Origin of the sequence: Saccharibacillus brassicae, from assembly GCF_006542275.1 — a bacterium.
Lineage (GTDB): Bacteria > Bacillota > Bacilli > Paenibacillales > Paenibacillaceae > Saccharibacillus > Saccharibacillus brassicae.
Genome location: NZ_CP041217.1, coordinates 804273 through 816803, shown reverse-complemented (window position 1 = coordinate 816803; position 12531 = coordinate 804273). Strand labels below are relative to the sequence as shown.

General features: G+C 58.0%; 11 protein-coding genes and 1 tRNA gene. 10 read left to right on the top strand and 2 right to left on the bottom strand.

Translation table 11 applies throughout. The annotated features are described in order from the left end of the window. The first annotated feature begins 36 nt into the window (after nucleotides 1–36). The 5 genes from FFV09_RS03245 (at nucleotide 37) to FFV09_RS03220 (ending at nucleotide 4475) form a co-directional block, all read left to right on the top strand. Complete coding sequence (locus tag FFV09_RS03245; RefSeq protein ID WP_141446349.1) at nucleotides 37–819, top strand: amino acid ABC transporter permease; 783 nt, start codon at nucleotides 37–39, stop codon at nucleotides 817–819. Next, on the top strand, nucleotides 819–1529 hold the full coding sequence (locus FFV09_RS03240; protein WP_141446348.1) for an amino acid ABC transporter permease: 711 nt from the start codon (nucleotides 819–821) through the stop codon (nucleotides 1527–1529). Before FFV09_RS03245 ends, FFV09_RS03240 begins: the two co-directional genes overlap by 1 nt. After that, nucleotides 1526–2278 (top strand): amino acid ABC transporter ATP-binding protein, encoded by a 753-nt coding sequence (locus tag FFV09_RS03235; RefSeq protein WP_141446347.1) that lies wholly within the window; start codon nucleotides 1526–1528, stop codon nucleotides 2276–2278. Before FFV09_RS03240 ends, FFV09_RS03235 begins: the two co-directional genes overlap by 4 nt. Before the next feature lie 207 nt (nucleotides 2279–2485). Next, nucleotides 2486–3649, top strand: a complete 1164-nt coding sequence (locus FFV09_RS03230) for an amidohydrolase (RefSeq protein WP_425472302.1) — start codon at nucleotides 2486–2488, stop codon at nucleotides 3647–3649. A 328-nt stretch (nucleotides 3650–3977) separates the two neighbouring features. After that, nucleotides 3978–4475, top strand: coding sequence for a DinB family protein (locus FFV09_RS03220; RefSeq protein ID WP_141446344.1), 498 nt, complete (start codon nucleotides 3978–3980; stop codon nucleotides 4473–4475). Nucleotides 4476–4559: 84 nt separating this feature from the next. On the opposite strand, the gene FFV09_RS03215 is transcribed toward FFV09_RS03220, so the two are convergent. Beyond that, nucleotides 4560–4633, bottom strand: a tRNA-Pro gene (locus FFV09_RS03215). 856 nt (nucleotides 4634–5489) lie between these two features. Next, entirely contained in the window at nucleotides 5490–6443 is a 954-nt protein-coding gene (locus FFV09_RS03210) for a glycoside hydrolase family 43 protein (protein WP_141446343.1), read from the bottom strand. A gap of 123 nt (nucleotides 6444–6566) precedes the next feature. Here FFV09_RS03210 and FFV09_RS03205 point away from each other — a divergent pair, with 123 nt between their 5' ends. From FFV09_RS03205 to FFV09_RS03185, 5 genes are all read left to right on the top strand, one after another. Beyond that, nucleotides 6567–7349 (top strand): helix-turn-helix domain-containing protein, encoded by a 783-nt coding sequence (locus FFV09_RS03205; RefSeq protein ID WP_141446342.1) that lies wholly within the window; start codon nucleotides 6567–6569, stop codon nucleotides 7347–7349. A gap of 160 nt (nucleotides 7350–7509) precedes the next feature. Continuing rightward, nucleotides 7510–8586, top strand: coding sequence for a LacI family DNA-binding transcriptional regulator (locus tag FFV09_RS03200; RefSeq protein ID WP_342782084.1), 1077 nt, complete (start codon nucleotides 7510–7512; stop codon nucleotides 8584–8586). A gap of 292 nt (nucleotides 8587–8878) precedes the next feature. After that, on the top strand, nucleotides 8879–9823 hold the full coding sequence (locus FFV09_RS03195; RefSeq protein WP_141450308.1) for an ABC transporter permease: 945 nt from the start codon (nucleotides 8879–8881) through the stop codon (nucleotides 9821–9823). 27 nt (nucleotides 9824–9850) lie between these two features. Next, nucleotides 9851–10762 (top strand): carbohydrate ABC transporter permease, encoded by a 912-nt coding sequence (locus FFV09_RS03190; protein WP_141450307.1) that lies wholly within the window; start codon nucleotides 9851–9853, stop codon nucleotides 10760–10762. 76 nt (nucleotides 10763–10838) lie between these two features. Further along, entirely contained in the window at nucleotides 10839–12413 is a 1575-nt protein-coding gene (locus tag FFV09_RS03185; RefSeq protein WP_141446341.1) for an ABC transporter substrate-binding protein, read from the top strand. Nucleotides 12414–12531 lie beyond the last annotated feature (118 nt).

Below are 12531 nucleotides of genomic sequence, written 5' to 3'. Positions count from 1 at the left end.
CCTATTCTATCCGGCATTCGGGAAAGGAGACTTGCGATGAGCGCGCCTTTTGAGATCGGCTACGTCTTTTCGTTTCTGCCGAAGCTGATCGATACGCTGGGCGTTACGCTCCTGATCGTAGCCGGCTCGCTGTTGACGGGGCTTGCGGCCGGATTCCTGGTCGCCCTGCCCCGCCTGTACAAAATTCCGGTACTGCGCAATCTGTCCGGTTTGTACTTGTCTTTTTTTCGCGGAACACCGATCCTGATTCAGCTGTTTCTGTTCTATTACGGACTGCCGGAGCTGCTGAAGCCGCTCGGCCTCGACCTTACGCGCACGCCGGTGCTGTTCTTCGTCATTCTCGTCTACGGGCTGCACACCGGCGCTTATGCGGCGGAAATGATTCGCGCGTCGGTCGAAGCGGTGGACCGCGGGCAGGTCGAAGCCGCTTACGCGTCGGGCATGACGGCGTATCAGGCGTTTGCCCGGATTGTCCTGCCGCAGGCGCTCGCGATCGCGGTGCCGGTCTTCTCGAATCTGGTCATTGCGCTGCTCAAAGACACGTCGCTTGCTTTTACACTCGGGGTGATGGAGATGACCGGCAAAGCGCAGACGCTCGGCACGCTGACGCAGCATTTTTTCGAGACGTATATCGCGCTGGCCCTGATCTATCTCGTAATCAGCTTCACGCTCGAAAAAGGGCTGTCGGCTGCCGAACGCCGCTTGAAGCGGCATGAAGTGCGCGAAGAAGCGCCGGTTCGCCGGTTCGGCCGCAGAGGCAAAGGGTCGTACCGCGCCGTACTGGCCGAGATCGACGCCGGAAAAGGAGGACAAATCTGATGCAGCTTGATCCTTCGTTTATTTGGACCGCTTTTTGGCAGCTGCTCGGGGCGATCCCGACAACGCTGTCGATTACGGCCGTATCGGTGCTGCTTGGCTTCGGGATCGGCACGGCGACCGCGCTCGTTCGCCTGTACCGGATTCCGGTGCTGGCGCAGCTTGCGTCCGCTTACGTCACGTTTATTCGCGGCACGCCGATGCTGACCCATCTGCTGCTCATTTATTTCGGGCTGCCGATGCTGATCGACGGAGCGGCCGAAACGTTCGGCTGGAGCTTCCGCTCGGTGTCGATTCCGATGATCGGCTTCGCCTACCTGTCGTTTTCGATCACGGCGGGCGCGTACATGTCCGAAGTGGTGCGGGCGGGGCTGCTTGCGGTCGACCGGGGTCAGATGGAAGCGGCGTATTCCGTCGGCTTGACGACGGTGCAGACGCTGCGGCGTATCCTGTTCCCGCAGGCGCTGGCGGCGGCGCTGCCGAATCTGGCCAACTCCGTCATCGGCATGCTGCACGGTTCGACGCTCGCTTTTGCCGTATCGGTCGTCGATATTAATGCCAAAGCGCAGATCGTCGCGTCGACGAACTGGAAGTTTTTCGAAGCGTATTTGGCAGCCGCGTTGATCTTCTGGGGACTTACGGTGCTGATCGAGCGCGTCGCGGCAATGATCGAGAAGCGGGTAGGCGCTTATAATCGGGGAGGTGTCGCATGATCGAATTAAGCCATATTTCCAAATCGTTCGGGCGCCAGGAAGTGCTGCGGGACATCAGCCTGAGCGTCAAGACGGGCGAGGTGGTCGTCATTCTCGGGCCGAGCGGATCGGGCAAAACGACTTTGCTGCGCTGCGTGAACTATTTGGAAAAACCGTTCGGCGGCACCATCGCGGTCGGGGATTTCCGGCTGGACTGCTCGCAGGCCAAACGCGGCGATATCCTGAAGCTGCGACGCAAAACGGCGATGGTGTTCCAGCAGTACAATCTGTTTCGCCACAAAACGGCATTGGAGAACGTGATGGAGGCACTGCTCGTCGTCAAAAGAATGCCGGCCGCCGAGGCGCGCGCCCGAAGCGCGGCGCTGCTCGACAAAGTCGGCCTCGGCGACAAGCTGAACGAGTACCCGAGCCGCCTGTCCGGCGGCCAGCAGCAGCGCGTCGGCATCGCCCGGGCGCTTGCGCTCGAACCGGAAGTGATCCTGTTCGACGAGCCGACGTCCGCGCTCGATCCCGAACGGGTCGGCGAAGTGCTGGAAGTCATCCGCGATATCGCCCGCGAAGGCATCACGATGATCGTCGTGACGCACGAGATGGGCTTTGCGCGCGACGTCGCCAATCGCGTCGTGTTTATGGACGGCGGCGTTATCGTCGAGGAAGGTACGCCGGACGACGTATTCCAGCGTCCGCGCGAAGAACGGACCAGGCAGTTTCTGCGCCGCATCACGCCGCAGGCGAACTGGGTCATCTGAAGGCTGCGCAGCCTTCAGATGACCCAGCCAAGTTCAGCCAAGTTCAGCCAAGTTCAGCCCAGCCCGCTCCAAAGACGCGTTCTCTCGTACTTGTATCCGCCGACTTGGCCTATTTTACGACCTCACAGACAGGAGGCTTCGCCGATGACCCGCCGTACCCAAACTGTATCGCATCTCGCCGCGGAAGGCTCTTATCCCGTCGGCAAATTGTCTGGGCGCTCCGCGTCTTCGGGCGTGCTGACGCCGGAAGAATGGATCGCGATCCGGCGCCATCTGCACCAACGCCCGGAATTGTCGGGCGAAGAATACGAGACGACCGATTATTTGCGCGCGAAGCTTGCGCGGATCGGCGTCCGCCTCGTCGAGACCGGGCTGAAGACCGGCTTGATCGCCGAGATCGGCAGCGGGGCAGGTCCGATCGTCGCGCTGCGCGCCGATATCGACGCGCTGCCGATCGAAGAAGCGACGGGCCTGCCGTACGCTTCGATCCATCCGGGCAGGATGCATGCCTGCGGGCATGATTTTCATGCCGCGGCGCTGATCGGCGCGGCGCAGCGCCTCAAGCTGCGCGAGGCGGAGCTGCCGGGCACTGTCCGGCTGCTGTTTCAGCCCGACGAAGAACGGGCCAAAGGCGCGCAGCAGCTTATCGCGGCCGGCGCGCTGGAAGGCGTCGGCGCCGTGATCGGCCAGCATAACAAGCCGGATCTGCCGGTCGGTACGGTCGGGATCGCGGCCGGCCCGATCATGGCGGCTTCGGACGGCTTCACGGTGACCGTCAAAGGGACGGCGACGCATGCGGCCGTGCCGGAAGCCGGCATCGATCCGATCGTGACGGCCGCGCATCTGGTGACGGCGCTCCAGACGATTACCGGCCGCAGTATCAGCGCACAGGATCGCGCGGTCGTCAGCGTGACGCAGCTTCACGCCGGCAATACGTGGAACGTCATTCCCGATACGGCCCTGCTGCACGGCACGATCCGTTCGTTCGACGAGTCCGTGCATGCCCGGATCAAGGCGCGCTTCGCGGAGATAGCCGGCGGCGTAGCCGCCGCGTTCGGCGCGGAAGCTTCCGTCCGCTGGAGCGGCGGGCCTCCGCCGGTCGTGAACGACGCGGAACTTGCCGAACTGGCCCGGGCCTGCGCCGACAGGCTCGGCCTGCACGTCGCGAGCGGCATTACTTCGCCGGCCAGCGAAGATTTTGCTTTTTACCAGCAAAAAGTGCCCGGTCTGTTCTTGTTCGTCGGGACGTCGGGCAGTCAGGAATGGCATCACCCGGCGTTCGAGCTGGACGACTCGGCGCTGCCCGATGCCGCCGCCCTGCTGGCCGATCTGGCGCTCGGGGCGTTGGCCCGACTGTCGGACAAGCAGTAAGGGAGTTTCTTTAGGTGAATACATCAATATGTGAAAAATTCATAAAAGAAAATCAGGAGTGTAATCCGAATAAGCAATTCCTGCTAGCATAACCCAAACCCAAACCCAAACCCAAACCCAAACCCAAACCCAAACCCAAACCCAAACCCAAACCCAAACCCAAACCCAAACCCAAACCCAAACCCAAACCCAAACCCAAACCCAAACCCAAACCCAAACCCAAACCCAAACCCAAACCCAAACCCAAACCAAACCCAAACCAAACCAAACCCAAACCCAAACCCTAATAGTGTAAACCAAATTCAAAGTCGCGAGGAGGAAGTTCCTGATGAGCGAAAAAATCGTGGCCGACGTGCTCGGCACCTCTCCCCGGTTGAGGCAGGCCGTCGAAGGGCTGGACGAAACGGCTCTCCACTGGAAAGCGGCGCCGGACCGCTGGAGCGTGGCCGAAGTGCTCGGCCATCTGACCGACCATTCCGTCGTCGTATCGTTCCGCATTCGCGCCGTGCTGGCGGGATCGACGGAGAGACTGCCGGCGCTTGCCCAGGATGCCTGGGTAGACGGGCAGCGGACGAACGAAAGTTCCGCGGCCGGCATTTTGGAAGATTTCGAAGCGCTGCTGCGGTATAACACCCGGCTGCTGGCCCGGCTTCAACCGCACGAATGGGCGAAAAGCGGCGTGAACGCCCAGGGCACAACGGTCAGCGTCGCCGATATCGCGCGCGGCTTTGCGGCTCACGTCGAGCGGCATCTCGGTCAAATCGACCGCATCCGACAAGCGCGGGCGGAAGCGAACGAAGGCGTACGGCCGGAAGTTTCTTCCTAGACAGGCAGGGCGGAGCGGAGACGCAAACAGACACGCAAAAACACCCGGTCGCCAAGGCGACCGGGTGTTTAAGTATAACTTAGATCGGGATGACACGATTTGAACATGCGACCCCCTGGTCCCAAACCAGGTGCTCTACCAAGCTGAGCTACATCCCGTAACAATTATTTCCTACAGCAATAGATTATACGCGCTTCTAATTTAGCTGTCAACTATTTATGTGAAAAAAATTTAATAAGCTTTAATGAGCCTTAATGAGCTTTAACGCGGGCAGGCAGTGTTTGTTATTTCGAGCGTTCTCTCCAAAATAACGGTGAGGAAACGGTTGCTTCACTCTGCTATGGCTGTATTGATCGAAATAGCTGCGTGAGAGCAGTTATTTCAGTCTGCTTATGCTTTCGAGCCAAATAAGTGCGTGAGGGCAGTTATTTTACTCCGCCTATAGCTGCCGATCGAAATAAGTGCGTGAGAGCAGTTATTTTGCCTGATAGATACGGAAAAACCCGTTTTCCTGGCAATTAAGTGTCGCTACGCAATTATTTGCGATTCTGACGGCTTTTTGCTCAAAATAAGTGTCATCAGGACGTTAATTCGGTCGACCCCTTGCGAGATGCGAGATGCGAGATGCGAGATGCGAGATGCGAGATGCGAGATGCGAGATGCGAGATGCGAGATGCGAGATGCGAGATGCGAGATGCGAGGTAAAGGTGTAAAGGTGTAAAGATATAAAAGTGTAAAAGTGTAAAAGTGTAAAAGTGTAAAGGTGTAAAGGTGTAAAGGTGTAAAGGTGTAAAGGTGTAAGGATGTACAGCTGTAAGAGTGTGCGGATATGAAGATATGGGAGTATAAGGTTTTAAGAGTATCAAACTATAAGATTGCACGATACTCTAACTTTCGCGATTCGCCGAGTTTGTCTGCGCCGCGATCTGCGCCGCGAATCGACAAAAGCCGGAAGAGTTATCTTCCGGCTTTTTCGACCTTACCCATCTACCCCATCTACCCCATCTACCCCATCTACCCATCCACAAGCCCCGCACCATAATACTCCTTGATCCGCGCATATTCCTCCTGCGTAATCCCTAACACCGTGCCGTGCTTGAAGCCGTACGGGAAGCTGAAGTCGGCGTCGGAACGGATAAAGCGTCCGTCGGCGAGGCTGTCCGCGATAAACGGGACGTAGCCCTGGCCGTCGCCTTCGACGCCGTAGAAGTCGAGCATGAGGCACCATTTGCCGTCGCGGAGCCGGAAAGCGGTCGGCGCTTCGTACACGCCCTGCTCAAGCTTCGCCATTTCTTCGTCAAAAGCATCATTGCGCACATAGTCGTCTCCCGTCAGCGAAGCTCCTTTTTCCAGGATCAGCGTCTCGGGATTTTTTTCGCTTTTGAGGAAGCGGTAGAAATAGCCGTCTTCTTCGTAGATCGCCGAATCGATAATGCCGCTGTCCGCTTTGCGGTGCAGCAGCTTCGGTGCGGTGAACTGCTCGAAGTCCCGGGTGCGGGAGTAGTAGATCGCTTTCGGCCCGTAGCCGTTGGACGCGTGCGAAGAAGACCAGTGGACGACGTAGTCGCCCTGCTGCGGATCGCGAATGATGTCGGGCGCCCACAGGCAGCCGAAATCGTCGTCGCCGAGTTCGATCAGCCGCTGCTCCGACCAATGCACGAGATCGTCCGACGACCAGAGCGACAGATTACGGCTTCCGCCGGTGCCGATATTGGCCCAATCTCCTTCGTATTTGCCGTGAAAAGAGTTCGCCAGGCTGAGGTCGGTCGCGAGAATATGGAATTTGCCTTCGTCCGTGCGCACGATCGTGTGGTCGCGGACGCCTTTTTCCCCGAGTCTGCTCTCAAGCACCGGCTGTCCGCCATTCACCGTGTCCCAATGAAAGCCGTCCGTGCTGAGCGCAAAATAGACCTGCTCGCCGTCCGGCGTCTTTTTTTCCTTGAAATGCACGAATAGGTAAGCGTCCAAAATAGTTTCCTCGCCTTCGTCGAATATCTGTTTACCATAACCGTTTGCCGAAAAGGGAAACAATGAATTATAATGGCTAAAAACTGACGGATCGTGCTGGATCGGAGACGGAGGAGGGAAGAGATGATACGGCTGGTGAACTGCGGCTGCCGCTTTACGCACCGCGAAGGGATCTGGATCGAACGCCCGCACGGCGCGGGCAATTATGCGTTCGTCTTTTTTCGCACGCGGGCCGAAGTGACGGTGAACGGCCGGGCGTCTCAGGCGGAGCGCAGCTCGTATATTCTGTTCTCGCCGGATACGCCGCACGCGTACCGCGATCTGGAACGGCCGTACGTCAACGACTGGTTTCACTGCGAAGGCGGCGGGGTCGGGGAGCTGCTGCATCGGCTCGGCCTGCCGACGGACCGTCTGCTGTCCGCTCCCGATCCGGCGCTCGTGCCGAGGCATATTTTGGAGCTGCAAAACGCCGGGCGGGAAGAAGGACCGTTTTGTGCGGAGATCGCCGAACTCGAACTGCGCAGCCTGCTGACCAAGCTTGCCGCCGCGCTCGTGCGCCCGGCTCCGCCGGCCCGGACGCTGCGCTACGCGGACTCGCTGTCGCGGCTGCGGGCGGATCTGTACGGTTCGCCGGACGCGCGGGTATCGGTGGAGGAGCTGGCGGCGAAGGTCAGCTTGAGCAAGTCGCATTTTCAGCATTTGTACAAAGAGACGTTCGGCTGTTCGGTCGTCACCGACATGATCCGCGGCCGCGTGGAATACGCCAAATACCTGCTGCTCAGCACGCGGCTGCCGGTCGGGGAGATCGGCAGGCTGTGCGGCTACGAGAACGAGACCCATTTCATGCGGCAGTTCAAGCAGTTTGCCGGCACGACGCCGGGCGCCTGCCGCAAAGGATCGGGCTGAACCGGCGCTCGCCGTTCCTGTTGAACGCTGCTGCCGATACCGTTATCGGCAGCATGGCTGTCCGACCTTCTTTTTCGTTGCTTCCGGCCAGGTGGGGGCGTATAATCGAACGCATAATGAAACCCGTTTCACAAACACAAATTTCCCAGGGGAAAGAGGAATGCAGATGCGACCGGTGACCGTCTACGATATCGCCAGAGAAGCGAATGTGTCCGTAGCAACCGTATCCCGAGTGCTCAACAATACCGCGCCCGTCAAAAAAGAAACGAGGGAACGGATCGTCGCGCTCATGCACAAGCATCAGTTTCAGCCGAACGCACTGGCTCGCAGCCTGTCGCGCAAAGAAACGGGCATGATCGGATTCATCTTGCCGGACATCACGAATCCTTTTTTCCCCGAAGTGTTATCCGGGTTCGACTACGAAGCGCGCAAGCTTGGTTATACGTATTTCCTGTGCGATACGATCTCCACGAACGAAGAAAACGAGCGGCAGTACGATCGCCAGTACGAGCGCGAATCACAGTATTTGAATCTGCTGATGGAAAAGCAGGTCGACGGCATCGTCATGATCGGCGGGCGCGTCGATCTGGCCAAACCGGGCAGCGAACTGGAGCGCGAAGTGGAAGAAGCGTCCAAGCGGGTGCCCGTGCTGCTGCTCAACGGCAATCTGCCGCAGACGAAGCTGAACCGGATCTCCGCCGACCAGAAGCTGGGCGCGCAGCTCGCGGTGCAGCATCTGATCGATCTCGGGCACCGGGACATCGCGGCGATCGGCGGTTACGCCAAGATGACGAACACGCAGCAGCGGCTGCTCGGATTCCGCACGGCGATGAAGGAAGCGGGTCTGCCCGTGCGCAAGGAATGGATACTGACCGAAGGCTTTTCCGTAGAAAAAGGGCGGGAATTCGCGTCGAGGCTGCTCGGGGCGAAGCGGCGCCCGTCGGCTATTTTCTGCATGAACGACCTGCTCGCGATCGGGGCGCTGAAAGCGGCGCACCGCGTCGGTCTCGGCGTGCCGGAAGAACTGTCCATCGTCGGCTACGACGATATTCCGCAGGCGACTTACAGCATCCCGGAACTGACGACCGTCTCGCTCCAGTCGCAGGAGATCGGCCGCCAGGCCGCGCGAACGCTCGACAAAATGATCGCCGGCAAAAAAGTGCCGCGGCTGCAATCGATCATGCCGGAGCTGGTCGTGCGGGAGACGACGGCGCCTTATACGGGGCCGCCGCTGTAAATCTTTTTTCACAAAAAATATTGACAAGAGCAGGAACAGGGATTATTCTGATGTCAAAAGAGAGCGATTACATTTTGTTTCGAAATGAAACGGGTTTCATAAAAATAGGCAGTGGGACAGGGAGCTATCCGGGAATATCGCTTTAACTCGTATGTTGTGTATGAGAAGACGCATAAACCTGATTGGATAGGTCCCTTTTTACAGCTACAAAAATGTAATCGGTTTCATTCGAGTTCCGTGCCGTCGACCAGAGAAGGAGGGGATTGCATTGTCCGTATTGACCGAGAAAGAAATGAGCGTGGAACTTGCCAACAAACGGGCGGGCTCCTGGTGGAAAAAGCTCAAAAACAACCGTACGCTGCTGATCATGTGTGTGCCGGCTCTCGTCTTTTTCATCGTGTTCGCGTATCTGCCGATGCCGGGGCTGTACCTGGCCTTTATCAAGTACAACTACTCGGACGGCATATTCAACAGCCCGTTCGTCGGATTCGAGAACTTCCGCTTCCTCGTCATCACCGGGGACTTGTGGAAGCTCACCTTCAACACCGTCGCGTACAACCTGGCGTTTATCCTGCTGGGCAACGTGCTGCAGATCGCGGTGGCGGTGCTGCTCAACGAACTCACAGGCAAATGGTTCAAAAAGATTTCCCAGACGCTCATGTTCCTGCCCCATTTCATCTCCGCCGTCCTGATCGGCCTGATCGCCTACAACATCCTCAGCTACGACTACGGCCTGCTCAACGGCATTCTGCAAGCGCTCGGCATGGAACCGGTCAAAGTCTACTCGACGCCGAACGCCTGGCCGTTCATCATCGTGCTCACCTACCTCTGGCAGGCGACCGGTTACGGCTCCATCATCTACTTCGCCGCCATTATGGGACTCGACAACGAAGTGGTGGAAGCGTCCGAGATCGACGGAGCGAACGCGTTCCAGCGGATTCGCTACATCGTCCTCCCGTGGCTCAAACCGACGTTCATCATCCTGCTGCTGTTCTCGCTCGGCGGCGTGCTCAAAGGCAACTTCGGCCTGATCTACAATCTGGTCGGAGCCAACAACACGGCGCTGTACGCCACGACCGACATTATCGAGACGTATGTGTTCCGTTCCCTGATGACCAACTTCAACTTCTCGCTGGGCAGCGCGGTCAGCTTGTACCAGTCGTTGTTCGGCTTCGCGATCGTACTGACGGCCAACTGGCTCGTACGCAAGCTGTCGCCGGAAAATTCACTCTTTTAAAAAAAGGAGGGGCCTCTTATGGGCGTTATGGATGAAGAAAGAATCCGCACCCGCAAAACGACCGATCGCAGCAGTATCCTCATTCGCGCCATCAGTTATGTGTGTATCGGCGGCTTCGCGCTATGCTGCCTGCTGCCGTTCCTGCTCGTGCTCGGCACTTCGTTCACTTCCGAAGCCGCGGTCAAGCAGAGCGGATTCAACTTTTGGCCAAAAGAATTCAGTACGTTCGCTTACCGGATCGTGCTCGAAAATCCGGCGCAGATTCTCGGTTCCTACCTGGTCACGATCGGCATTACCGTCGTCGGCACCGCGGCCGGCCTGCTGATCGTGGCGATGACCGGCTACGCGCTGCAGCGTCCGGACTTTATTTTCCGCAACAAAATCTCGTTCTTCATCTACTTCACGACGCTGTTCTCCGGCGGGCTCGTCCCGTTCTACCTGCTGATCACCCAGTATTTGCATCTCAAAGACAATTATCTGGCCGTTCTGCTGCCGGGGCTGCTCAGCCCGTTCCTGATCATCATGATGAAAAGCTTCGTCCGCTCCATCCCGCATGCGATTACCGAATCGGCCAAAATCGACGGCGCCGGCGATTTCACGATCTTCGTCAAGCTGATCCTGCCGATGACGACGCCGGCGCTGGCTACAATCGGATTGTTTATCGCTCTGGGCTACTGGAACGAATGGTACAATTCCATGCTGTTCCTCTCGTCGGACATGGAGTACAGGCCGCTGCAGCTGTATCTGTACAACGTGGTCACCAAAGCGGACGCGATCCGCAACTCCGCCGCCGCGTCGAACGTACCGCTCAGCGATGTCCCGATCGAGACGATGAAAATGGCGATCGCGGTCATCGCGACAGGGCCGGTCATTCTGTTCTACCCGTTCGTGCAGCGTTACTTCATCAAGGGCATTACGGTAGGCGCGGTCAAAGGCTGATCGCTTCCCGTTTCATACGTAGGCCAACCGATTTGAAGATTTGGCACCGACCAAAATATTCAGAGGGGGTATACAGATGTTGAGATGGAAAAAAAGCATGGCACTGCTGATGTCCGCAATGCTGGTCGTATTGACGGCATGCGGAGGCGGGAGCGGAGGCGGCGGGACGAGCGCTTCGGGCGGAACGAAAGCCGACGGCACGCCCGATACGTCGAAGTTCGTGAAGATCAGCTACGTCGTCCTCGGCGACAAGCCGCAGAACGGGCAGTTCGAAGCCGTCATGGATAAAGTGAACGTGATCATGAAAGAAAAAATCAATGCCGAACTGGAATGGAAATGGGTCGAATGGGCGGATTGGCAGACCAAATACAATCTGCTGCTCGCTTCCGGCGAACCGGTCGACCTGATCACGATCGGCACCGACTGGCTCGACACATGGGCCAACGCGCAGCGCGGAGCGTTCATGAACCTGGACGAACTGCTGCCGACCTACGCGCCGGAGACGTGGAAATCGATTCCGGAAGAAGACTGGAACGAAAGCAAATACAACGACAAGATCGTCCTGATCCCGGAGAACGATTACACGCAGTGGGTCAACCACGGGTTCTTCTACCGCGGCGACTGGGCCAAAGCGGCCGGCTTGAACGAGCCGATCACCAACTGGGAACAGATCGGCGAGTATCTCCAATACGTCAAAGACAACAAACCGGACGTCGTGCCGTGGGATATGGCTTCGGGCGCGATGACATGGGGCGGCTACGTCGATTCCTACACGGACAATCTCGGCCTGCCGATCTCGACCGGCTATATGCCGATCTTCACCGCCGTCTCGAACGACGAGAAATATACGGTCGCGGAACCGGTGTTCAGCGACACGCTGCTCGATTACACCAAGCTGATGAAAGAATGGGCCGACAAAGGGTTCTGGCGCGAAGATGCGCTGAACAACAAAAACGATAACCGCGTTGCGCTCAAAGCCGGCCTGTCCGGCATGGACCAGCATCACACCCAGACGTTCTCGGGTCTGCGGGTGGAGATGGACAAAGCGCAGCCGGGTTCGGAGCTGCAAATGTTCGCCTTCAACACGACGGGCGGCAAAAACCTGATGGAACTGTCGATCACGCACGGCGGCACGTCGCTCGGCGCGCACAGCAAAAATCCGGAACGCGCCCTCATGGCGTACGACCTGATCCGCAACAACGAAGAGATCTACCATCTGCTGAACTATGGCATCGAAGGCGTGCAGTACGAACTCAAAGACGGCAAACGGACCCGTCCGGCCGGCTACGAAGAAGCGCGTGACCAGTTCTACTCCGACTTCTGGGGCGGCCGCGTCGACAAGTTCGAAATTCCGAGCGATACGACGTGGGACAAGATCGATACCGTCTACGCCGAATACGACAAGATCAAGATTCCTTATCCGTACGGTCAATTCGTCTTCGACAAAACACCGGTCGAAAGCGAACTGACAGCCATCTCGCAGGTCGCCGGCGAACTCGGTCCCGCGATCAACTTCGGCAAAGTCGCCGATCCGGTCCAGGCTGTCGAAGAATTCCGCGCCAAGCTCAAAACGGCCGGCTACGACAAAGTCAAAGCCGAGCTGCAAAAACAGCTGGACGCGTACAAAGCGAAAATGGAAGCTCAGAAGTAAAGGCGCAAGCTTTGACTCGGGGCGAAGCGGAGAAATCCAAGCGATCGTTGTATGCGATCTAAAGAAACCCTCGACTGTCCAGTCGGGGGTTTCTTTTTTTGTATTCGGTTTGCGGTTC